This is a genomic window from Paenirhodobacter sp. (genome assembly GCF_047600745.1).
Classification (GTDB): Bacteria; Pseudomonadota; Alphaproteobacteria; order Rhodobacterales; family Rhodobacteraceae; genus Rhodobacter.
The window spans coordinates 575,136-597,905 of record NZ_JASGKI010000004.1; the positions used below are offsets into that span (position 1 = coordinate 575,136).

Sequence of the window (22,770 nt, forward strand, 5' to 3'; positions counted from 1 at the left end):
TTGCCGTGCAGCCGGAGCGCCGGGGAAATGGCCCCCCGATGCGGACGGATCAGGCGCCCGGATCAGCCCTCGGTGATTTCCCGCGCCGCCACGTTCAGCGCCGTCGTCAGACGGGTGCGGATGGTCGCCTCGTCGGCCTTGCCCTCAAGATCGCTCACCAGTTTCTCGACAAGATCTTCCTTGCCCGATTGCTTGAAATCGGCCGCAATCAGTTCGGCGGCATAGTCTTCGGCAGGCTTGCCCAGCAGCGACGCCGCCCATTGCGCCATCGCCTTCACCGCGCGGGATTCGGCCTTGAAACGCAGGTTTGCATCATGCGCGAACTTGTTTTCAAAGGCGTTTTCGCGGTCGTCGAACGTCGTCATGGATTCCCCCCGGATCACGAGTTGTTGAACCTCATATGCCCGCCCGTGCCGCCCACTTCAAGGGAAACGCGCGGCCATCGCAATCCTTTGCTCAGGAAACGCGCCCGCGGGGGTTTCTGCGGCCGGGGCATCGCCCTTTGTCTTGCGGCCTCTGCGGCCTTGGCCTATAGGGGCCGAAAGGGGCTTTTGAGCCCGTATCGTCGCGCACGGGCCCTTCGCGCGCAACGGCCAGACCAGAAACGGAGAGCCCATGGCACCGCGTCGGAAGAAGATCTACGAAGGCAAGGCCAAAATCCTGTATGAAGGCCCGGAACCCGGCACGCTGGTGCAGTATTTCAAGGACGACGCGACCGCCTTCAACGCCCAGAAAAAAGCGACGATCGAGGGCAAGGGGGTTCTGAACAACCGGCTGTGCGAATATTTCATGCAGGGCCTGACCAATGTCGGCGTCCCGAACCACTTCATCCGGCGGCTGAACATGCGCGAGCAGCTGATCCGTCAGGTGGAGATCGTGCCGCTCGAAGTGATCGTGCGCAATTTTGCCGCAGGCTCGATCGCGAAGCGGCTCGGGCTGGAGGAAGGCACCGCCCTGCCCCGTCCGATCGTCGAATACAGCTACAAGAACGACGCGCTCGGCGATCCGCTGGTGCCCGAGGAATATATCATCGCTTTCGGCTGGGCGAACCAGCAGGATCTGGATGACATCGTATCGCTGGCGCTGCGGGTGAACGATTTCCTGTCGGGCGTGTTTTATGGCGTCGGCATCAAGCTGGTCGATTTCAAGATCGAGATCGGCCGGGTCTGGGATGGCGACTTCATGCGCCTGATCGTCGCCGATGAGATCAGCCCGGATTCCTGCCGGCTGTGGGATGTCAAAACCGGCGCGCATCTGGACAAGGACGTGTTCCGCCGCGATCTTGGCTCGCTGACCGACGCCTATACCGAGGTCGCGCGCCGTCTGGGCGTTCTGCCGACCAATGCGACCAGCGTGAAGCCGACGCTCATCAACTGAGCGCCGGGAGGCGCCATGGGTTGGGGCCCTGTTGTGCGGGGCGTTCGCCGGTGACTTCGGCAAAACGGGTTAACTCAACGCCCCCCTTCGCGGGGGCGTTTTTCTTGGGTTATACCCATGCCAACGCCCCGGAGCCTACGAAAAAGCCCCGGCCTTTCGACCGGGGCGCTTCCGTTCAGCAAATCCCGGATCAGATGCCTTCGTAGATCTGCGCGATCTTCGCGACGGCGGCCTCCGCCGACAGTTCCTCGCTTTCGCCGGAGCGGCGCGAAGTTACCTCGACCAGGTTCTTTGCCAGGCCGCGCGGCCCGACGGTGATCCGCCACGGCAGGCCGATCAGGTCCATCGTCGCGAATTTCGCCCCCGCCCGTTCGTCGCGGTCGTCATAGAGCGGATCGAGCCCGGCAGCCTTCAGCGCGGCATAGATCGCCTCGCAGGCGGTATCGGTCGCCGCATCGCCCTGCTTCAGGTTGACGATGCCGACATGGAAGGGCGTCACGCCCTCGGGCCAGATGATGCCCTTTTCGTCGTGGTTCGCCTCGATCAGCGCGCCGATCAGGCGGCTGACGCCGATGCCGTGCGAGCCCATCTCGACCGGCACTTTCGAGCCGTCCGGCGCGGTGACGGTGGCGCCCATCGCCTCGGAATATTTGCTGCCGAAATAGAAGATCTGCCCCACTTCGATGCCCCGGGCGACGCGGCGATGCGCCTCGGGGATCTGCTCGAACAGCGCCGCGTCGTGGGTTTCGTCGGTGCGGGCATAGAGCGTGGTGAATTCCTTGCAGATGTCCGCCACCTGGCCACGGTCGTCGAAATCGACGGCACGGTCGCCGAGCTTCAGCGCCTCCACCCGGTCGTCGTAGAACACTTCGGACTCGCCGGTCTGCGCCAGCACCAGGAATTCATGCGTGTTCTCGCCACCGATCGGGCCGGAATCGGCGCGCATCGGGATCGCGGTCAGGCCCATCCGCTCGTAGGTGCGCAGATAGCTGACCATGTGGCGGTTGTAGGCGTGCAGCGCGTCTTCCTTCGTCAGGTCGAAGGTGTAGCCGTCCTTCATGTAGAACTCGCGGCCCCGCATCACACCGAAGCGCGGGCGGACCTCATCGCGGAATTTCCACTGGATCTGATACAGCGTCAGCGGCAAGTCCTTGTAGGAGGACACATGCGCGCGGAAGATGTCGGTGATCATTTCCTCGTTCGTCGGGCCGTAGAGCATTTCGCGGTCGTGCCGGTCCTTGAAGCGCAGCATCTCCGGGCCGTAGGCGTCATACCGCCCGGATTCACGCCACAGATCCGCCGATTGCAGCGTCGGCATCAGCAGCGGGATATGCCCCGCCTTCTCCTGCTCCTCATGCACGATCTGCGCGAGGCGCCGCAGCACCTTGTAGCCCAGCGGCAGCCAGGAATAAATCCCCGCCGACTGCTGCTTGATCATGCCCGCACGCAGCATCAGCCGGTGCGAGGCGATCTGCGCCTCGGCGGGGTTTTCCTTGAGAACGGGGAGGAAGTAGCGGGAAAGGCGCATGTCCGGGTCCGGTATCAGGTTGGGTTCCTGCTGGCCTAGAGGAAAGCCGCGCGCGGGGCAAGCGCCCCTTGCCGCCGTCGCCGCCGCGCGGCAGGGTGGCGGCCACTCATGGAGGTTGCGATGACCCAGACCCTGTTCCCCACCCCCACCCTGCCGGTGCTTCCGGTCGAGGGCGAAACGGCCGGCTATCCGGTGCGCCGTATCTTCTGCGTTGGGCGCAACTACGCCGCCCATGCCGCCGAGATGGGCGCGCAGGTGGACCGCGAGGCGCCGTTCTACTTCACCAAATCGCCCTTCGCCGTGGTGCTGTCGGGCGCGACCGTGGCCTATGCGCCCGGCACGCAGAACCTGCATCACGAGGTCGAACTGGTGCTCGCGCTCGGTGCGGCCCTGTTCCGCGCGACGCCCGAACAGGCGCAGGCGGCGATCTGGGCCTGTGGCTGCGGGCTCGACATGACCCGGCGCGATTTGCAGAACGGCTTCAAGGACAAGCGGCTGTCCTGGGATCTGGGCAAGGATTTCGAGGAGTCGGCGGTCTTCGCCCCGCTCGCGCGCGGCTTTGCCCTTGCGGCGCAGAGGATCCATCTGGAGGTAAACGGCGAGACCCGGCAGGACGGGCGGCTTGATGACATGATCTGGTCGGCGGCGGAACTGATCGCCCATCTGTCGCAGTATTATCACCTGCAACCGGGCGATCTGATCATGACCGGAACGCCCTCGGGCGTCGGGCCGGTGGTGCCGGGGGATGTGATCACCGCGACGATCGACGGGCTGCCGCCCCTGCGTCTGACCATCGGCGCCCCGGCCTGAGGGATTTCCGACTGGCGGGAATTTGTGCAGTTCCGGCAAAACCGCCCAGATTCCGAAAGGGAATCGCCAAAACGCAACATTGCCTGTGTGTAAAATATTTTTACCAGAAGGGCGGGTGGCATCATGCACCACCTGCCAATTCACATGGGTATCACGATGTATCTCAAAAAAATGATTCGGCTGGCGGGCGCCTTTGCGGCGCTGCCCGGCCTTGCCCTCGCACAGGAGGCGGAACCCGCGCTCAGCGCCGGGGATACGGCTTTCGTGGCGACCTGCGCGCTCATCGTCATGCTGATGATGTTGCCGGGCCTCGGGCTGTTCTATGCCGGGATGGCGCGGTCAAAGAACGTGCTCTCGGTGCTGACGCAGATCTTCGCTTCGATCGCGCTGATCTGCATATTGTGGATCGCCTATGGCTATTCGCTGTTCATCGACGGCACCGGGCCGGTACTGGGCGGCCTGGGCAAGGTGTTCCTGGCGGGTGTCACGCAGGACAGCCTTACCGGCACGCTGCCTGAATATCTTTACGTCCTGTTCATGATGATGTTCGCCGCGATCACCCCGCCGCTCATCATCGGCGCTTTTGCCGAACGGGTGAAGTTCTCCGCCGTGCTGGTGTTCATGGCGGTCTGGTTCACCATCAACTATGTGCCGATGGCCCATATGGCCTGGGGCGGCGGCTGGGTATTCCATGTCGGCGTGCTGGATTTCGCGGGCGGCAATGTGGTTCACCTGAACGCGGGGATGGCGGCGTTGGTCTGCGCGCTGGTGATCGGGCCCCGGCGCGGCTGGCGCACGACGATGATGGCGCCGCACAACATGACGATGACCTATTCCGGCGGCGCGATGCTGTGGGTCGGCTGGCTGGCGTTCTGCGGCGGTTGTGCGCTGGCGGCGAACGGGTTCTCGGCGCTGATCATGCTCAACACCATGCTGGGCGGCGCGGCGGGGGCGCTTGGCTGGATGGTGACCGAATGGATCCACCGCAAGCGGCCCTCGACCTTTGGCGTGCTGTCGGGCGCGATCGCGGGGCTGGTGGCGATCACCCCGGCCTGTGGCTTTGTCGGCCCCGCCGGGGCGATCCTGGTCGGCCTGCTGACGGCGCCGGTCTGCGTCTTCGCGGTTGAGGTAATGAAACCGAAGTTCGGCTATGACGACAGTTTCGACGTCTTCGGCGTGCATGGCGTGGGCGCGGTGGTCGGCGGCATCCTGACGGTGATCTTCGCGGCACCGGTGCTTGGCGGTACGGGCTTCCCCGAGGGCCGCACGATGATGGGCCAGATGGGGCCGCAACTGGCGATCATGGCGTTCTCGATCCTCGTCTCGGTGGTCACCACCTATATCGCGCTGAAGATCACTGCGGCGCTGGTCGGGCTGCGGGTCGAGGAAGAGGACGAATATACCGGCCTCGACACCACCACCCATGGCGAAACCGGCTACCGGCTGAGCGATGGCGCCTTCGGCGGCAATGCGGTGATGACCGCGCCGGGCGAAGTGGCCCCGGTCATGGCGACCCGGCTGAACAAGGTTCCCGGCTGAAAATGAATGCCCCGACCCGGTGGACCGGATCGGGGCATTCCCCGCCAAACCGCACGCGGCAGGGCCGGCGGGCCGGGAGCCGAGGGGTCACCCATGCCCTTCGGCGCCCGGTTTTCAGTCCGGGAAGATCCCCGGCGAGGTTTCGGCCCCATCGTCGAACTGCGCGAGATAGCCGAGGATCATCGGCCGGTTGACCTGGAACCCCTTGTAGGTGGCGAGTTCATCCGGCAGGTCGCGCAGCACCCGATGCAGGCGGCGGCCCCATTTCGGCACCGTCACCAGATCTTCGAGCGCGATCAGATAGCAGCGGATCGGAAAGGCCAGCGCGTTCGAGCGCGGCAGCCGCCAGAAGGTCTGCAACTCCACCCGCAGATATTGCTTCTGCCCGACGTTCTCCGGGGTAATGGTGCGCTTCTCCGGCCCCCATTTGTGATAGTTCTCGGGCGAGGTATCCAGCCGCGGGTTCACCGTCATCGTCCAGTTCAGCCGCCGCGACGGCGCCCCCTGCTGCACGTTCATCAGGAATTTCAGCGCGCGCTGGAACACGCCCAGTTCATGCGCCTTCGGCACCGGGGCATGCCATTCAAAGAAATTCATCCCGATGTCGAAATCCAGAGACCAGTCCGCCTGCGACGTCACCATCCCGGCATCCATCCACAGGTTGCCCTCGCGCTGATCGAGCAGCGCATGGTCCCCCTGCGTCTGCCGCGTGATGTATTCCAGCGGGCCGCAGGGCAGCGTGGTGGAATCCAGAAAGGTGAACCGCTGCTCGATCCCCAGGGGCCGGTTGATCCAGTGCCAACGGTCGCCGTCGCGGTGAAGCGTGAACAGCTCGGGGTAATCCTCGGCCTTCGACACCATCACCAGTTCGAGGAAATCCCACCCCGCCAGGTCCATATGCGGCAGCGACTGACACCGCAGCGGGTCTTCGGCCAGCGTGATCGCCCGGTCGCGCATTTCCGAGACGTAATGTTCATCCACGTCGAAGCGATGCTCGAACACCGAACCGGCCCGCGTCCTGCGGTGCGGCTCGATATTGACCGAATACATGTAGCTGTCCTGATCGAAGGGGAACGGGAAGCGCGCGATCGCCTCGGGCGAGTTGCGATAGGTGTAATCGTCGCGGAAGGTTTCGTCGTTGAAGCGGAGGGTCATCGGTCACCTGTCCAGAATGAGGTCTTCGCCCTGAAAACGCGAGACGCAGGGCATGATCTTCGTCTGCGCGGCCTGTTCGTCACCGCTCAGCCAGTGGTCGTGATGTTCGATCCGCCCCTTGCAGGACAGCACCACGGTCTCGCATTGCCCGCAGGCCCCGCCCCGGCAGAGCCAGGGCGCATCGACCCCCGCCGCCTCCAGCGCCTCCAGCAGGCTTTGGTGCGGGCCGACGGTCAGGGTGATGCCCGACCGCGCCAGCGCCACGGTGAACGGCTTGCCCGGCGGCGGGGCAAGGAACGCCTCGGAATGCAGCGCGCTTTTCGGCCAGCCGAAGCGGGCGACGGTCTCCGCCACCGCCGCCACCAGCCCCTCCGGCCCGCAGGTATAGGCATGGGTGCCCAGCGGCTGGCCCGACAGGATCTCGCCAATATCCATCCGGTTGCCTTCGTCCGAGATATGGACATGCACCTGCGGCAGATCGGGCAGCAGCGCGAGCCCCGCCGCCTCCGCCCGGCTGCGCGCGGCGTAATGCAGCTCGAACGGCTGTTGCAGGCGTTGCAGTTGCCGCAGTTGCGACAGGAACGGCGTGATCCCGATCCCGCCCGCGATCAGCACATGTTTGCGCGCCCGCAGGTCCAGCGCGAAGAGGTTCACCGGCGCACTCACGCGCAGCAGATCCCCCGCCGCCACACGGTGCATAAAGCGCGACCCGCCCCGGCCGCGATCCTCTCGCCGCACGGCGATTTCATAGCCCGAGCCATCCAGCGGATCGGAAATCAGCGAATAGGCGTTGCGGCGCAGGGTGTCGCCGTCCGGCATCTCCACCACCACATGCGCGCCGCCGGAGAATAGCGGCAGCGGCTCGCCCTCCGGATGCTCGAACCGGAAGCGCGTCACGAGCGGGGTCAGCGGCGCGACATCCGTCACCCGGAGCATCTGGCTGGTCATGGCGTGATCTCCTGCGTTTCGGGAACGATTCCGGGGGTCTCCGCGTCGACGCAGACGCCCTGAAACGCCCCGAGCCGGCGCGAGAAATGATCCCGCACGAACAGCGTCAGCCCGCAATGCGCGCAGGTGAACGGGTCGGTGGTGACGTTTTCGGTAATGCCCTTGCAATGGACGCATTGCATCCGCCGCGCGATGGAGCCGCGATGCTCGGTCTGGATCGCCTCGGCGGGCAGGCCAGCGGCCAGCGCCTCGGCCGTCGCCTGACCGATCAGCCCCTCGGTCCCGGCAAGATAAAGCTGCGTCCCCATATGGGCATCCAGCAGCGCCTTGCGGTAGCGTTCCAGACAGGCGGGATAGCTCGGCGCCTCGTGATACATCCGCGCGCCCAGGCCGCGCAGCCGGGGGCCATGCGCGGCACCCGACGGAATGTAGATGACATGCGCCCGGTCCATCACCGAGGCATCGCGCCCGGCCAGCGCGATCAGCGCCTCGGCCCCCTCGGCATCGGCCAGCATGATCGCCGGTGTCGCACCCTGCGACACCAGCCCCGGATAGACCGGACGGCTGAGGATCGACGGGCTGAACTGGATTTGCGGCATGGGTCGTCTCCCTGTTGGCGGAGCGGGCGGGGCCGTCTGGCGCGGCCCCTGCCCGGATGTCAGCCCTTCGCGGTGCGGCGTTTCTTCTCCGGGTCGTAGAACGGCATCGCGGCGGTGGTGGCGGCGATCTCGCCCATCTCCGGGCAGACCACGGTGAGCCGCGTGCCCTCGTTCGCGCAATCGACGGGAAGGCGCGCGATGGCGATGGTCCAGCCGTTCAGGGGCGAGTGCATCGCCTGGGTCACCACGCCCACCTTTTCACCGTTGCGGAACACCGGCGCGCCATTGCCCGGCGCCTTGTCGCCCGCGAGCTTCAGCCCCCAGATCCTGAAGCGTTCCCTGCCCTTCAGACGGTAATGCTCCTCCGCGCCGCGAAACCCGGTCTTGCCCGGCGAGACGGTGAAATCGAGCCCCAGTTCCCACAGGGTATCGCCGCAGGGGTCATCCTCGAACGGATACATTTCCGAATTGTCATAGGGGAAGAACAGCAGGTAGCTTTCCGTCCGCAGCAGGTCCAGCGTGGTGAAGCGGCAGGGGATGATGCCCATTTCGGCGCCTTCCTCCAGGATCCGGTCCCAGATCATCGGCGCATCCTGCCCGCGCACGAACAGCTCATAGCCCCGTTCGCCGGTATAGCCAGTGCGCGAGATCATCGCCGGAACACCGAAGAGCGACGTCTGCATATGGCCGAAATAGGGCAGATCGCGGATTCCCGGCACATATTTCGCCAGATAATCCACCGCCAGCGGCCCTTGCAGCGAGAGGTCATGCAGGTTGTCGTCAAACCGCACCGAAACGTCGCGGCCTTCGGCGGCCATCGTCAACTGCTCGAACCCCTGCCCCGAACCATGCACCACCAGAAAGGCATTCGGCCCGGTGCGGTAGATCACGCAGTCATCGACGAACTTGCCCGCGTCATTCAGCATGGCGGCATAGACCGCGCGGCCGGGCATCAGCTTTTCCACGTTGCGGGTGGTGGCGCGGTCGATCACATGGCTCGCGCCCGCGCCGGTGACATGGACCTTTTTCAGCCCCGATACATCCATCAGCCCGGCCTTCGTCCGGATCGCCAGATATTCGGCCTCCGGATCGCCGTCATAGCTCCAGGCGGTACCCATGCCGGACCAGTCTTCCAGATTGGAGCCAAGCGCGCGGTGCCGGTCGGCCAGCGTCGAAAATCGCCACGATGCAGTCATCTTCACTCTCCTGTTGCCCGGTCAGGACCGGGGACGTTCCTTTTTCGGGTCGTAATGGGGGAAGGGCGCCACCTGCGCCGCGATCCGCTTGAGATGTCCGTCAAGGCGCCCGACCTCGACCGCCGTGCCCGGCGCGGCATGGGCGACGTCGATCCGCGCCAGTGCGATCCACTGCCCGGTGCGGGGCGAGCGCATGGCGGAGCAGACCTCGCCGACCTGCGCCCGCCCGATGCGGAGGCAATCGCCATGGCCGATCGGCTCCTGCCCCTCGACCTCCAGCCCGACGAACTTCCGCGCGGGGGTTTCCTTGCGGCGGATCAGGGCGTCACGGCCGATGAAATCGGCGGCCTTGGACTTCAGGGCCACGGTGAAGCCGATGCCCGCCTCGAACGGGTCGGTCTGGTCGCTGAAATCATGGCCCGCGAAAACCAGCCCGGATTCGATCCGGCACAGGTCCAGCCCGGCAAGGCCCATCGGACGGATGCCATGCGCCTGACCGGTAGACCAAACAGCATCGAACACCGCCTTGCCGTCCTTCGGGTGGCAAAAGATTTCATAACCCAATTCGCCGGTATAACCCGTGCGCGATACCACCACCGGCACGCCCTCCGGCCCGCCGATCCGGCCCACGGTAAAGCGGAACCAGTCCATTTCCGGAATGGCGATCTGATGCGGCGCGGTCCAGATGATTTCCGTCATCAGATCGCGCGATTTCGGCCCCTGCACGGCGATATTGTGCATCTGGTCGGTCGAAGACCGGATCATGACATTCAGGCCCAGCTTCTCGGCCTGTTCGCGCATATGCGCGCCGCCTTCGTCCGACCCGCCGATCCAGCGGAAATTCTGCACCCCCAGCCGGAATAATGTGCCATCGTCGATCATGCCGCCATGCTCATAGCACATCGCGGAATAGACCACCTGACCATGGCTCAGCTTGCTGACATCCCGCGTCAGAACCCAATTCAGCAAGGATTCGGAATCCGGGCCGGTCACCTCGAATTTGCGCAACGCTGAGAGGTCCATCACCACCACACCTTCGCGTGCGGCCCAATAGCTTTCGACCGGATCGCAGGTCGGGAAGGAATTCGGCAGCCAGAAGCCGCGGTATTCGATGAAATCGCGGGTCAGCTCCGCGAAACTGCCGTGAAAGGCGCTCTCGCGCGTCATAATCGGCTCCGAGTCAGGAAAGGGACGCCAGGCGGAGGCACGGTTGAACCGCTCGTCCTTCGCATAGCTTCGGATGTGAATATCGGTCAGGTGCCATCCATTGGCGGCGGATGTATCATCCGGGCAGGCCGAGGACACGCAGACAATATCGGTCAGCGCCCGGAGCAGCATATAATCCCCCGGCTGCGACCATGGCTCATCGGCATACATCACCCCATGGGCGTCAATACCGGTATTGAAGAAGAAATTCGCCGCCATCCAGCCCGCCCGTGCGGGCACGCCATAGGGCGCCAGCGCAGCATTGAAATTGTCCGAGCAATTGGCATGGCCGGGATAGCCGATATCGTCGTAATATTTCGGCGCACAGGCGAGGCCGAACGTATCGTGCCGCCCGCAGCTATCCTGAATCACCTCGACCAGTGGAACCATATCATGATCGAAATATTTGGAATATAACCCAGGCATCGGGTAATTCCGACCCAGAACGGTGCGGGTGGTGGTCACGTCCAGCGGATGCGCCAGACCCTTTTCCAGCTTGCGCGCATCGAAGCATTGGAAATCCGTGCATTGGCGACCATCGACGTCGATGATTTGGATATAGTCGCCCGCCTTCACCACATAAGCCTCGGCCGTCGCGGATTTCACCCGCAGGTCAAGCAGCGGATCCGCCAGCGGATCGGGCAGCGCGAATTGCCCGACCCGGCGCGCAATGGCCCGAGTGATCCGCAGTGTCAGCGGCGTCACGGTATCCTGCGCCTCCGCATCCATCGGCCCGCCCGGCGCGGCGACGATCAGCCAGCCCCGGCCCTGCGCGGTAAACCCCGCGGTTTCGCCCGCGCGCGACGCCGCTCCGAACAGCCCGATCGCCCGCACGCCCGTGACATCAATCCCCCGCCGCGCGAGCGAAAGCCGCAGCCGCCCGGACAAAGCCGCCCGCAAACCCTCCGCCGGGCAATCCGCCCGCCACCCCAGCAGGCCACAATCCACGCGCCCATCGGCCCGCGCCGCAAGCAATTCGGCCCGCTGACCGCCCTCGTCATTCGTCACCGAAATCCGGTCGCCCGCCGCGAACTCAACCACCACAGCACCGCCGCCCGGCACCGTGTAGCGCTCCTCGTTCGGCGCGCGCCCATAGGCCGACGCCCGGCGCGGGTGGCTGGGCCGGGGTGGGCCGGGCCGGAACAGGGTCGGCTGATCCATTCACGTCTCCCTCGTGATCGGAAAAATGGGGAAAACAAAACCTCCCCCAGTCGGGAAAGAGACGTCAGGCCCGCAGATAGGCTTCCATGGAATCGTCCAGGGCATCTTTCCACGGCGTATGGTGTGGCGGCGCCATCGTTCCGGTCATCACCGATTTATAACTGTGATCGCGGAAGGCCATGATGTTTTCCTTCTTATGATGCTTCCATTCGTAGAAAGCCGCGCAGGCTCCATCGACGTCAAAACTCGGGTAATCCGTTTCGGCAATCAGTTCCATGACGTAATCGCCCTGGTACCTGATCGCATATTTCACATCGTCCGAGGCTTCTTCCCGCGCCTCGCGCTCTGCCACATCGGCCATCAGCACCTGTTTGTCGGCGGGCACCGCGATCCGGCCAAGGATGATGTCGCGAACATACCAGGCCTGCGCGTCGAACATGTTGAACGTGAACCACTGGTCCTGCATCCCCAGATAGAACAGCGCCGGATTGTGGACATAGACGACCCCCTTATAAAGATCCGCCGTCGCCAGCCGGTTCGCCGTCTTCAGCCGCAGATCGTCGGGCAGGAACGGGAAATAATGCCGGTAGCCGGTGCAAAGGATGATCGCATCGACATGTTTCGACGTGTCATCACTGAAAAAGGCGGTCTTGCCCTCGACCTTCACCAGCGCGGGCTTTTCTTCCCAGTTGTCGGGCCAGTCGAACCCCATCGGTGCCGAGCGGTAGCAGGAGGTGACCGACTTCGCGCCGTATTTCCAGCATTGCGACCCGATATCCTCTGCCGAATAGGACGACCCCATCACCAGAACATCCTGCCCCTCGAACTCCCGCGCATCGCGGAAATCATGCGCATGGACGATACGGCCATAATAATGGTCGAATCCCGGATATTCCGGCACATTGGGAGAGGAAAAATGCCCGGAGGCCACGATCACATGATCGAAACGTTCCTTGTAAACATGATCCTTTTCCATGTCATGCACGGTTATGGTGAAATCCTCGGCCAGCGGGTCGTATTCCACCCAGCGGATCACCGAATTGAAGCGGATCCAGGGCCGCACGCCCGCCCTGTTCATCCGGCCCTCGATATAATCGAACATCACGGCGCGCGGCGGATAGGAGGCAATCTGCTTGCCGAAATGTTCCTCGAACGAATAATCCGCGAATTCCAGCCCCTCTTTCGGGCCGTTGGTCCACAGATAGCGATACATCGAGCAATGGACCGGCTCGCCATTTTCGTCCACACCCGTGCGCCAGGTGTAATTCCACAGTCCGCCCCAGTTCGCCTGTTTCTCGAAACAAACGATCTCGGGGATTTCGGCGCCCTTGTTCGCGGCGGACTGAAAAGCACGGAGCGCGGCAAGGCCCGAAGGGCCGGCGCCGATCACGGCAACACGTTTCGTCATGCGGTGACTCCCTGTTTTATCATTTTTCCGGTTCGGACCAGATTTCGGAACTGGTTCAACCGGCCTGAACCAATCATGCGGGGGCGGTATGCCTGTTGGTCAATAATTTTTCTTGCGCGGAATGCCATGCTGCGAGAATTTGGGCAGATCAAAGGGTGCGGGATGGCGCAGGGATGATTTAATGAGCAGCTTGTCATTCGCCCAGAGGCTCGCCGTGACCGGCGCCCTGCCCCGGATGGAGGCGCGCAACCGCGCCCCGGTGCGCATCGGCTTCCTGACACCGCTCTCCGGCCCCGAAATCGGCCTGGGGCAAGCCGGGGATGGACGGCTGCCGGATCTGGGCGGACTGGATCAACGACCACGGCGGCATGATGGTCGCGGGTCGCCGCCACCGGATCGAGATCGTCGCGCGCAACAGCGCCACCGGCCGCGCCCGTGAGGCCGCCCGCGATCTGGTCGAGAACCAGCGCGCCCGGATCATCCTGACGCTGGGCGGCGACAGCTTCGCCCCGGCCCTGCCCTGGCTGATGACGCAACGGGTGCTGGTGGCGACGCTGCTGCCCTCCGACCTATCGCCCGACACCCCCTATCTGATCGCGCCCGCCGAGGTGCATCCGCTGTTCAACGTCACCGGGGTCGAGTGGCTGGCCCGCAATCGCCCCACCGCGCGGCGGGTGGCGCTGTGCAGCCAGACCGACAGCCTCGGCCTGCCCTCTCTCGCCGTCTACCGCGCGGCCTTCGAGGCTGCGGGCCTGCCCGTCCTGCGCGAAATCCGCTACGCGCCCGGAACGCAGGACGCGGCGGGCATCGTCGATGCGCTGCTGGCGGATGCCCCCGATGTACTGTGCTGGTGTTCCTCCGCCCCGCCGATGATCGGCGCGCTGACCGAGGCCGCCCATGCCCGCGGCTTCACCGGCGAAATCCTGGCCTGCACGGCGGATGACTACCCCCGGATGATCGCGCGCACCTCGCCCGAATTCATGGCACGCTACACGTTCCAGTCGCCCGATTTCGATGACCCGAAGCTCGCCGATACCGCCTTTTTCTTCCGCAACCCGAAGGCGTTTTTCGACAGCTACAACGCCCGCTTTCCCGGCGAATGGAATGCGGTCAGTTGGGAATATGCCGCGATCCTGGACCTTTGGCACACGGCGGTGGAAATCGCGGATACGGTCGAGCCGGTCTCGGTGCTGGCGGCGATGAAGCGTGGCCAGCAGATGCCGCATGTCTTCGGCCCGGCACGCTGGATGGGGGCGGAACTGTTCGGCATCGACAATGCGCTGATCGGTGACTGGCCGGTGGTGCGGATCATCGGGGGCCGCGCCCGGATCGTCGGCTTCGGCTCGGTGCCGGACTGGCTCGCACGCCACGGCACGGTGCTGGTGCGGCACATGCGGGATCTGGGCCAGATGTGGCAGCAGCGGGTGCGCTTCAGTCCTCCTGCATGAGCAGCTTCTGATCCTCGATCAGGCTCAGCTTCATGAATTCGCTCGCCGCCTCGATGTCGCGCGCGGCGATGGCGTTGAACAGGGCGTTGTAGCCGCGCTGATAGGTGGCGATGCGCGCGGGCGTCAGGTGGCGGCGATACATCGCGGCGCGAAAGCTCTGCCGCCGGGCGTCGATCACCAGGTTGTAGCACGCGATCAGCAGCGGGTTGCCGGTGCCCTCGGCGATCTGGCGGTGGAACTCCTCCTCCAGCCGCAGGAAGGCGGTGACATCGGTGCTGACGGCCTCCAGTTGCGACAGCGTATGGCCCAGTGCCTCGATCTGCCGCGGCGGCATCGAGATGATCGACAGCCGCACCATCTCGGGCTCCAGGATCCCGCGCACCACCTGCAATTGCAGCGGCCCGGTTTCATCCGCCACCGGCGCGACCGATACCGCCACGCCGTCCGGGTTCCACGTCACGAAAGACCCGGACCCCGCGCGCCGCCGGATCATGCCCCGGTCCTCAAGCTGGTCCAGCGCCTCGCGCACCGTGTTGCGCGCCACGCCCAGATCCTGCGCCATCTGCCGCTCCGACGGCAGGCGTTCATCGACGCCATATTCCTGCGCGACGATCCGGGTCGTGAGCGTGTCGATCACATATTGCACGGTGGCGCCGACAAGCGGCGCCGGATTGCGTCGGGGGACGGTCACGGCGGGATCCTTTGGTTCTGCCCGAAGAATAGCCCCGCCGCCGGGGGGATTTCCACCCCCTCAGATGTCGAGCGTGTTCTCCCGCTCCCAATGCGAGAAATGCGACACGAAGCTGTTCCATTCCAGCATCTTCAGCTTCAGATAGGCCGAGGAAAATTCCTCCCCCATCGCCGCCTTCAGCCCCGGATCCTCATCATAGGCCCGGATCGCATCAAGCAGGTTCATCGGCAGCTTCGGCGCGCCCTCGATCTTGTAGCCCTCTGCATACATGTCGATGTCATAGCGCGGGCCGGGATCGGCCTGCGATTTCAGCCCCGACAGCCCCGCCGCGATGATCACCGCCTGCAACAGATAGGGGTTCACCGCCCCGTCGGGCAGGCGTAGCTCGAACCGCCCCGGGCCGGGCACGCGCACCATATGGGTGCGGTTGTTGCCGGTCCATGTCACCGTGTTCGGCGCCCAGGTCGCGCCCGAGGTGGTGCGCGGCGCGTTGATCCGCTTGTAGCTGTTGATCGTCGGATTGGTGATCACCGCAAGCGCCGAGGCATGCTTCATGATCCCGCCGAGGAAATGCCGCCCGCTGTCCGACAGGCCCAGTTCCTTCGTGTCATCGGCAAAGGCATTCTTGCCCGTCTTCGTGTTCCACACCGAGATATGCGCGTGGCAGCCGTTCCCCGTCAGCCCCATGATCGGCTTCGGCATGAAGGTCGCACGCAGCCCGTGTTTTTCCGCCACCGACTTGACCATGAACTTGAAGAACGAATGCTTGTCCGCCGTGGCCAGCGCGCCATCGTATTTCCAGTTCATCTCGAACTGGCCGTTCGCGTCTTCGTGGTCGTTCTGATAGGGTTCCCAGCCGAGTTCGAGCATGTAATCGCAGATCTCCGCGATCACGTCATAGCGGCGCATCACCGCCTGCTGGTCGTAGCAGGGCTTTGCGGCGGTATCGGCGGGGTCGGAAATCTGCGTGCCGTCGGGCGTCAGCAGAAAGAATTCCGGCTCGACCCCGGTCTTGACCTCAAGGTCCATCTCCGCCGCTTCGGCGATCAGCCGGTTGAGCACATTGCGCGGCGCCTGATCCAGCGGCGCGCCGCCCGACATCACGCAATCCGACGCGATCCACGCCACGTCCTTCTTCCACGGCAACTGGATCACCGACGAGGCATCCGGCACCGCAAGCATATCGGGATGCGCGGGCGTCAGGTCGAGCCAGGTGGCAAAGCCCGCGAAGCCCGCGCCGTTCTCCTGCATGTCGGCGATCGCCTGCGCGGGGACCAACTTTGCCCGCTGCGCCCCGAACAGGTCGGTGTAGGAAATCATGAAGTATTTGACGCCCTTTTCCCGGGCGAATGCGGCCAGATCGGTCATGTTCATATCCCTGTTGTGCTGCGGGCGGGGTCTGTGCCCCGCCCGTCATTGTCAAAAGCCGGTCTTGCCCGGGAACCAGTTGGTGCCGGCGAGCGGGATCTGCGCCATCGCGGCCGCCTCCATCGTCAGCGCGCACAGATCCTCGGGTTCGAGGTTGTGGACGTGGTTGTGCCCGCAGGCCCGCGCGATGGTCTGCGCCTCCAGCGTCATCACCGCCAGATAGTTGCGCAGCAGCCGCCCGGCCTCGACCGGATCGACCCGCTTCATCAGTTCGGGATCCTGCGTGGTGATGCCCGCCGGATCGCGGCCTTCGTGCCAGTCGTCATAGGCATCCGCCGTGGTGCCGAGCGCCGCATATTCCGCGCCCCATTTCGGATCGAGTTCGCCAATCGCGATCAGCGCCGCCGTCCCGATCGACACCGCATCCGCGCCAAGCGCCAGCGCCTTCGCCACATCGGCGCCCGAGCGGATCCCGCCCGAGACGACCAGCTGCACCTTCCGGTGCATGCCCAGATCCTGAAGCGCCTGCACGGCGGGGCGGATACAGGCCAGCGTCGGCATGCCGACATGTTCGATGAACACATCCTGCGTCGCCGCCGTGCCGCCCTGCATCCCGTCCAGCACGACCACATCCGCCCCGGCCTTCACCGCCAGCGCCGTGTCGTAATAGGGCCGCGCGCCGCCGATCTTGATATAGATCGGCTTTTCCCAGTTGGTGATCTCGCGCAGTTCGAGGATCTTGATCTCCAGGTCATCCGGCCCGGTCCAGTCCGGATGACGGCAGGCGGAACGCTGGTCGATCCCCACCGGCAGGTTGCGCATGTTGGCGACCCGCTGGGTGATCTTCTGGCCGAGCAGCATGCCGCCGCCGCCCGGTTTCGCGCCCTGCCCGATCACCACCTCGATCGCATCGGCGCGGCGCAGGTCGTCCGGGTTCATGCCGTAGCGGCTGGGCAGGTATTGATAGACCAGCTTTTCGCTGTGGCCGCGTTCCTCGTCCGTCATGCCGCCGTCGCCGGTGGTGGTGGAGGTCCCGGCCATCGTCGCGCCACGGCCCAATGCCTCTTTCGCCGGGCCGGAGAGCGCACCGAAGGACATGCCCGCGATGGTGATCGGGATCTTCAGTTCGATCGGCTTCTTCGCGAAGCGTGTGCCAAGGACGACATCCGTGCCGCATTTCTCGCGGTAGCCTTCCAGCGGATAGCGCGACATCGAGGCGCCGAGGAACAGCAGATCGTCGAAATGCGGGACGTGCCGTTTGGTGCCGCCACCGCGGATGTCATAGATACCGGTCGCCGCGGCGCGGCGGATTTCGGCGTTGACGGCGTTGCTGAAGGTATAGCTGTCCCGCGGCGGGGTGCGAGGGGTGTGTTCCATTGCAATGATCCTCAGTATTCGCCAGCGTGGTCGACGTGGAAATTGTAGAGCTTGCGGGCCGAACCGTAGCGCTTGAACTCCTCGGGCTTCGCATCCGCGCCCGCACGGTCGAGCAGATCCTTCAGGATCGCGAGATGTTCAGGCCGCATCTCCTTCTCGATGCAGTCGGCGCCCAGCGATTTGACCGAACCGCGCACGAACAGCCGCGCCTCATAGAGGCTGTCGCCCAACGCATCACCCGCATCGCCCAGCACCACCAGATTGCCCGATTGCGCCATGAAGGCCGACATGTGGCCGATATTGCCGAAGACCACGATGTCGATGCCCTTCATCGAAATGCCGCAGCGGCTCGACGCATTGCCCTTGATCACCAGGAGCCCGCCATTCCCGGTGGCGCCCGCATATTGCGAGGCGTCGCCGTCGATGATCACGGTGCCCGACATCATGTTTTCCGCGACACCCGGCCCGGCAGAACCGGTGACATGGACGGTGGCCTGCTTGTTCATCCCGGCGCAATAATAGCCGGTCGAACCCTTCACGGTGACCTCGATCGGCGCATCAAGGCCGACGGCAATCGCATGCGCGCCCTTCGGGTTTACGATCTCCCATTGGGTCTGGTTGGTCTGCGCCGCCTGGGATTGCAGCGCGGCATTGACCTCGCGCAGCGGCGTGGTGGCGATATCGAGGGTCTGCATGCTCAGCGCTCCCAGAAATAGACGGTGGCGGGTTCGGGCTCCCAGACCTTCGCGGTCTCGATCCCCGGCAGGTTGGCCAGCGCGCGGTATTCGGAACCGAAGGCAACGTAATCCTCCGTTTCCGCCATCACGGCGGGCTTGCACGCGATCGGGTCACGCACCACGCCGAAGCCGTTCTTCGTGCCGACGACGAAGGTGAAGAAGCCGTCGAGATCCTCCAGCGTGCCTTCCAGCGCCTCGCCCAGGTTCGCGCCCCCGGCTAGCCGCGAGGAGATGTAGCAGGCGGCGACCTCGGTATCGTTCTGCGTTTCCGGCGCGAAGCCCTTCGCGCTCAGCACCCGGCGCATCTGGTTGTGGTTCGACAGCGAGCCGTTATGCACCAGGCACTGGTCATCGCCCGTCGAGAACGGATGCGCGCCCATCGTGGTGACAGCGGATTCCGTCGCCATCCGGGTGTGGCCGATGCCGTGACTGCCCGCCATGTCGCGGATACCGAAACGCGCGGCGACGTCCTTCGGCAGGCCGATCTCCTTGAAGATCTCCATCGCCGTGCCGCAGCCCATGACCCGGATCCCCTTGGCCTTCATGAAGGCGCGGGTCTCGGCCTCGCTGCCCTCCGGGATCGTCAGGACGGCATGGGTATCGACCACCTTCATCGACACCTTTTGCCCCAGTGCCGCCTCCAGCGCGCCCTCCAGCCCGTCAAAGGTGGTTTCGGGCGTGTCCGACTGGACCGTCATCTTCAGCCCCTGCGCCTCGTCGCCGTAAATGGCGATGCCGGCGCTGTCGGGGCCGCGGTCGGTCATCGTGATCAACATATCCGTCAGCAGGCTACCGAGCTGAGGACGCAGCGATTCCTTCTTCAGGAACAGCCCAACGATCCCACACATTGTTCTCTCCATACATTGCGGCCCGTGGCCGTGATGGTTTGACTAAAAGGAAAGTTAGTTTCTGTTCAAGATATTTTTCGTATGGGGAATATGAATATCTCACCGATCAAATTCCGCCCGGAAAACAGGCGTTGCAAACCGCCCCCACCGCAGCCGCGCTGAAATTCGCGGCACTCCGCGCCCATGCCGTCAGGGGGCAGTCCGAATCGGGATGTCGGGAAAGCTGCGGAGATGGCCCATGCACGCCGGGCACAAATGCAAACGCGGGGCCGAAAGGCCCCGCGCAGGTTCCGCGATACGGAAAGGATCAGGCTTCGGCTTCGGCAGCTTCGGCCGAGACCAGGCCCGACGGCGCCGCGATGTTCGCGATGACGAAGTTGCGGTCGATGGTCGGCTTCACGCCTTCCGGCAGGGTCACGTCGTTGATGTGGATCACATCGCCGATCACCTTGCCGGTCAGGTCCACGGTGATGTGGTCCGGAATGTCACCCGCCAGCACTTCGAGCTCGACTTCCGGGCGCACGATGGTCAGCGTGCCGCCACGCTTCAGGCCGGGCGCCGCATCGGCGTTGTCGAAGTTCACATGGATGAACAGGTTGATGCGCGAGGCGCGGTGGGTGCGCATGAAGTCGATATGCGTCGGCAGATCCTTGACCACATCCTTCTGCACGCCGCGGCAGATCACGCGGACGTCTTCCTGACCTTCGACCTTCAGGTTGAAGAGCGTGGACATGAAGCGGCCCTTGCGCAGGCGGGTCAGCAGCTTGTTGTAGTCGAAGTTCAGAGCCAGCGGCTCCTTGCCGTCACCGTAGACGATGCCGGGCACGAAGCCCTGACGACGTGCTGCGCGAGCGGCCCCCTTGCCCGTCCCCGTGCGCACGACGGCTTCGAGAGTTTCGATCTCTTTTGCCATTTGCGTATTCCTTGTATTGGCGTTTTGGGCCTCCTCCAAGGGTGCAGGCCCACGAAACCGGGCGCATAGCCCGAAACCGGCGGCTTGGCAATGGTCAAACGGCCCCGCACCGCATACACGGCCTGACGACAGGAGAACAGGATGACATTTCGGCAGGTCGCGGCGGCAAGCCGTAGGACGGGCAGCGGGCTGGCGGCGATCGGGCTGTTCTGGGGCGCCTTCGCGGCGCAGATCCCGGAATTCAAGCTGCGCGCCGGGGTCAACGATGCGCAGATGGGGATGGTGCTGCTTTGCACGGCAATCGGCGGCATGACGGCGATGGCGCTGGCGCCGCGGATCCGGCGCATTCTGGGGGGCGGCAACGCTGCCGGTCACGGGGAGCGTGCTGGCCATCGCGGCGATTTTGCCGCTGATGATCCAGTCGGCGGCGACGATGGGGGTGGCGCTGGTGGTCATGGGGGCGTCGATGGCGACGCTGGACATCAACGTCAATGTCCGGGTGTCCGAGCGCGAATCCGAAACCGCCCTGCCCCTGATGAACTACAACCACGCGCTTTATTCCTTTGGCTTTGCCGCCGCCGCGCTGGCGGTGGGCGCGGCGCAGCGGGCGGGCTTTGGCCCCGAGCAGATCCAGCCGGCGATGGCACTGCTGCTGGTTCTGGCGGCGGCGATGATGATCGAGCGGCAGGTGCCCCTTCTCCCCGCCGACACGGCGGGCGGCCGCACGCCCTGGCCCGTGGTCTGGCCAGCGGCGGCGATCCTGTTCGCGGCCTTCGTGACAGAGAACGCCACCGAAAGCTGGTCCGCGCTGCATATCGAACGCACCTTCGCCACGCGCCCGGGCGAAGGTGCCTTTGGCCCGGCGACGATGGGGCTGACGATGGGGATCGGCCGGATGGCGGGGCAGATGCTGGCGGCGCGGGTGGGCGAGGCGCGGCTGGTTGCGGGGTCGGCGGTGCTGGCGGCAATCGGCGCGCTGATGGTGGGGCTGGCGCCGGTGCAATGGGGTGCGGTGCTGGGTGTCGGCATCATCGGCGCGGGGATCGCGGTGCTGGTGCCCTCGGCCAATTCGCTGCTGGGCCGCCGGGTGGCACCGGCGCAGATCGGGTTGGCGATTTCGCGCGCCTGGATGATCGGCTTCACCGGCTTCTTCATCGGCCCCGTGGTGATGGGGTTGATGGCGCAGGCCATTGGCCTGCGCGCGGCCTTTGCCGTGGTGGCGCTGGTGGTGGCGACGATCCTTCTGTCGCTGCGCCGCCTGACCCGTCAGGCGTAAGTGTCGAAAAACCCGTCCGGGATCAGCAGGTTCTCGCGCCGCAGGTTCCTCACGTCGCGCTCGCCGCACAGCGCCATGGAGATGTCGAGCTCCTTGCGCAGCACATTCAGCGCGGCCTCGACACCTTCCTGCCCCATCGCGCCCAGACCGTGGATATAGGCGCGGCCGATCATCGTGCCGGTGGCGCCAAGGGCCAGCGCCTTGAGGATGTCCTGCCCCTGCCGGATGCCGCTGTCGATATAGACCTCGCAGCGGCCATCCACCGCCTTGAGGATCGAGGGCAACATCCGGATCGTGGTCATCGCCCCGTCCAACTGCCGCCCGCCGTGGTTCGACACCACGATCGCATCGGCGCCGAAATCCGCTGCGATTCTGGCATCTTCGGCGTCGTTGATGCCCTTGAGGATGAACTTCCCGCCCCACTGATCGCGGATCCGCGCGACCTTGGCCCAATCAAGGCAGGGGTCGAACTGCTCGTTCGTCCAGTTCACCAGCGAGGAGGCATCCGACACCCCCTTCGCATGGCCGACGATATTGCCAAAGAACCGGCGGGGCGTCTGAAGCATCTCCAGCCCCCATTGCACCTTCGTCGCCATGTTGACGATATTCGGCAGCGTGAGCCGCGGCGGCGCCGACAGCCCGTTCTTCAGATCCTTGTGCCGCTGGCCGAGGATTTGCAGATCCAGCGTCAGGACCAGCGCCGAACACTGCGCCTTGCGCGCCCGTTCTATAATGTTATCAACGAATTCCGCGTCGTTCATAACGTAAAGCTGGAACCAGAACGGCTCGGGCGAGGCGGCATGCACATCCTCGATCGAACAGATCGACATGGTGGAGAGCGTATAGGGCACGCCGAATTTCGCCGCCGCACGGGCGGCCTTGATCTCGCCATCCGCGCGCTGCATCCCGGTCATGCCAACGGGGCTGAGCGCGAGCGGCATGGTCACCTTGCGGCCCAGCATCTCCCCCGCCGTCGAGCGGTCCCGCAGATCCACCGCCACCTTCTGCCGCAGCCGGATCTTCGCAAAATCCGAAGTGTTCTCGCGGAAGGTCTGCTCGGTATAGGCGCCGCTCTCGCAATAGTCGTAGAACATCTTCGGCGTGCGCTTGCGGTGCAGATCCTTCAGATCCTGAATGCAGGTGATGACGGGCATGGCGAACCTCCTGTTGGGTCCGCCCTACGCC

At 64.8% G+C, this 22,770-nt stretch carries 21 protein-coding genes; 5 read left to right on the forward strand and 16 right to left on the reverse strand.

What is annotated here, in order from left to right; translation table 11 throughout:
• Window positions 1-62: 62 nt before the first annotated feature.
• The gene (locus QM789_RS11490) at window positions 63-365 is read right to left on the reverse strand and encodes a DUF1476 domain-containing protein (protein ID WP_420352033.1); all 303 of its coding nucleotides are present in this window, start codon (window positions 363-365) and stop codon (window positions 63-65) included.
• Between the two features lie 250 nt (window positions 366-615).
• Between QM789_RS11490 and purC the strand changes: the two genes are divergently transcribed.
• A complete protein-coding gene (gene purC / locus QM789_RS11495) occupies window positions 616-1,377 on the forward strand; it encodes a phosphoribosylaminoimidazolesuccinocarboxamide synthase (protein WP_420352034.1) in 762 nt (253 codons plus the stop codon).
• 190 nt (window positions 1,378-1,567) lie between these two features.
• On the opposite strand, the gene proS is transcribed toward purC, so the two are convergent.
• The gene (gene proS, locus QM789_RS11500) at window positions 1,568-2,905 is read right to left on the reverse strand and encodes a proline--tRNA ligase (RefSeq protein ID WP_420352035.1); all 1,338 of its coding nucleotides are present in this window, start codon (window positions 2,903-2,905) and stop codon (window positions 1,568-1,570) included.
• A 120-nt stretch (window positions 2,906-3,025) separates the two neighbouring features.
• Between proS and QM789_RS11505 the strand changes: the two genes are divergently transcribed.
• Together QM789_RS11505 and QM789_RS11510 are read left to right on the forward strand one after the other, a co-directional pair.
• On the forward strand, window positions 3,026-3,715 hold the full coding sequence (locus QM789_RS11505) for a fumarylacetoacetate hydrolase family protein (RefSeq protein WP_420352036.1): 690 nt from the start codon (window positions 3,026-3,028) through the stop codon (window positions 3,713-3,715).
• Window positions 3,716-3,871: 156 nt separating this feature from the next.
• Complete coding sequence (locus QM789_RS11510) at window positions 3,872-5,254, forward strand: ammonium transporter (RefSeq protein ID WP_420352037.1); 1,383 nt, start codon at window positions 3,872-3,874, stop codon at window positions 5,252-5,254.
• A gap of 114 nt (window positions 5,255-5,368) precedes the next feature.
• On the opposite strand, the gene QM789_RS11515 is transcribed toward QM789_RS11510, so the two are convergent.
• The 7 genes from QM789_RS11515 to QM789_RS11545 all read right to left on the reverse strand — a co-directional run bounded on the left by QM789_RS11515 (window position 5,369) and on the right by QM789_RS11545 (window position 13,194).
• A complete protein-coding gene (locus tag QM789_RS11515; protein ID WP_420352038.1) occupies window positions 5,369-6,409 on the reverse strand; it encodes a heme-dependent oxidative N-demethylase family protein in 1,041 nt (346 codons plus the stop codon).
• 3 nt (window positions 6,410-6,412) lie between these two features.
• A complete protein-coding gene (locus QM789_RS11520; RefSeq protein ID WP_420352039.1) occupies window positions 6,413-7,357 on the reverse strand; it encodes a PDR/VanB family oxidoreductase in 945 nt (314 codons plus the stop codon).
• Window positions 7,354-7,956 (reverse strand): dimethylamine monooxygenase subunit DmmA family protein, encoded by a 603-nt coding sequence (locus tag QM789_RS11525; RefSeq protein WP_420352040.1) that lies wholly within the window; start codon window positions 7,954-7,956, stop codon window positions 7,354-7,356. The genes QM789_RS11520 and QM789_RS11525 overlap by 4 nt, the downstream gene beginning before the upstream one ends.
• Before the next feature lie 59 nt (window positions 7,957-8,015).
• Complete coding sequence (locus tag QM789_RS11530; protein ID WP_420352041.1) at window positions 8,016-9,152, reverse strand: aminomethyltransferase family protein; 1,137 nt, start codon at window positions 9,150-9,152, stop codon at window positions 8,016-8,018.
• A gap of 21 nt (window positions 9,153-9,173) precedes the next feature.
• Window positions 9,174-11,519, reverse strand: a complete 2,346-nt coding sequence (locus QM789_RS11535) for a DUF1989 domain-containing protein (protein WP_420352042.1) — start codon at window positions 11,517-11,519, stop codon at window positions 9,174-9,176.
• Window positions 11,520-11,583: 64 nt separating this feature from the next.
• Entirely contained in the window at window positions 11,584-12,927 is a 1,344-nt protein-coding gene (locus QM789_RS11540) for an NAD(P)-binding domain-containing protein (protein ID WP_420352043.1), read from the reverse strand.
• 99 nt (window positions 12,928-13,026) lie between these two features.
• Window positions 13,027-13,194, reverse strand: coding sequence for a hypothetical protein (locus QM789_RS11545; RefSeq protein WP_420352044.1), 168 nt, complete (start codon window positions 13,192-13,194; stop codon window positions 13,027-13,029).
• A gap of 53 nt (window positions 13,195-13,247) precedes the next feature.
• On the opposite strand from QM789_RS11545, the gene QM789_RS11550 reads away from it, so the two are divergent.
• Entirely contained in the window at window positions 13,248-14,375 is a 1,128-nt protein-coding gene (locus tag QM789_RS11550) for an ABC transporter substrate-binding protein (protein WP_420352045.1), read from the forward strand.
• On the opposite strand, the gene QM789_RS11555 is transcribed toward QM789_RS11550, so the two are convergent.
• The 6 genes from QM789_RS11555 to QM789_RS11580 all read right to left on the reverse strand — a co-directional run bounded on the left by QM789_RS11555 (window position 14,359) and on the right by QM789_RS11580 (window position 20,309).
• Window positions 14,359-15,066, reverse strand: a complete 708-nt coding sequence (locus QM789_RS11555) for a FadR/GntR family transcriptional regulator (RefSeq protein WP_420352046.1) — start codon at window positions 15,064-15,066, stop codon at window positions 14,359-14,361. The two genes, QM789_RS11550 and QM789_RS11555, sit on opposite strands and share 17 nt — an antisense overlap.
• 60 nt (window positions 15,067-15,126) lie before the next feature.
• Window positions 15,127-16,434, reverse strand: coding sequence for a type III glutamate--ammonia ligase (gene glnT, locus QM789_RS11560; protein WP_420352047.1), 1,308 nt, complete (start codon window positions 16,432-16,434; stop codon window positions 15,127-15,129).
• A 51-nt stretch (window positions 16,435-16,485) separates the two neighbouring features.
• A complete protein-coding gene (locus QM789_RS11565; RefSeq protein ID WP_420352048.1) occupies window positions 16,486-17,811 on the reverse strand; it encodes an FMN-binding glutamate synthase family protein in 1,326 nt (441 codons plus the stop codon).
• An 11-nt stretch (window positions 17,812-17,822) separates the two neighbouring features.
• Complete coding sequence (locus QM789_RS11570; protein ID WP_420352049.1) at window positions 17,823-18,506, reverse strand: protein GlxC; 684 nt, start codon at window positions 18,504-18,506, stop codon at window positions 17,823-17,825.
• Window positions 18,507-18,508: 2 nt separating this feature from the next.
• Window positions 18,509-19,396: a class II glutamine amidotransferase gene (locus QM789_RS11575; RefSeq protein ID WP_420352050.1), complete on the reverse strand. Its 888-nt coding sequence runs from the start codon at window positions 19,394-19,396 to the stop codon at window positions 18,509-18,511.
• Between the two features lie 307 nt (window positions 19,397-19,703).
• Window positions 19,704-20,309: a 50S ribosomal protein L25/general stress protein Ctc gene (locus QM789_RS11580; RefSeq protein ID WP_420353298.1), complete on the reverse strand. Its 606-nt coding sequence runs from the start codon at window positions 20,307-20,309 to the stop codon at window positions 19,704-19,706.
• Between the two features lie 412 nt (window positions 20,310-20,721).
• Between QM789_RS11580 and QM789_RS11585 the strand changes: the two genes are divergently transcribed.
• Window positions 20,722-21,585 carry an MFS transporter gene (locus QM789_RS11585; protein WP_420352051.1) on the forward strand — a complete coding sequence of 288 codons (864 nt, stop codon included), beginning with the start codon at window positions 20,722-20,724 and terminating at the stop codon, window positions 21,583-21,585.
• Here QM789_RS11585 and QM789_RS11590 read toward each other — a convergent pair.
• Entirely contained in the window at window positions 21,576-22,739 is a 1,164-nt protein-coding gene (locus tag QM789_RS11590) for an alpha-hydroxy acid oxidase (protein ID WP_420352052.1), read from the reverse strand. The genes QM789_RS11585 and QM789_RS11590 overlap by 10 nt on opposite strands.
• Window positions 22,740-22,770 lie beyond the last annotated feature (31 nt).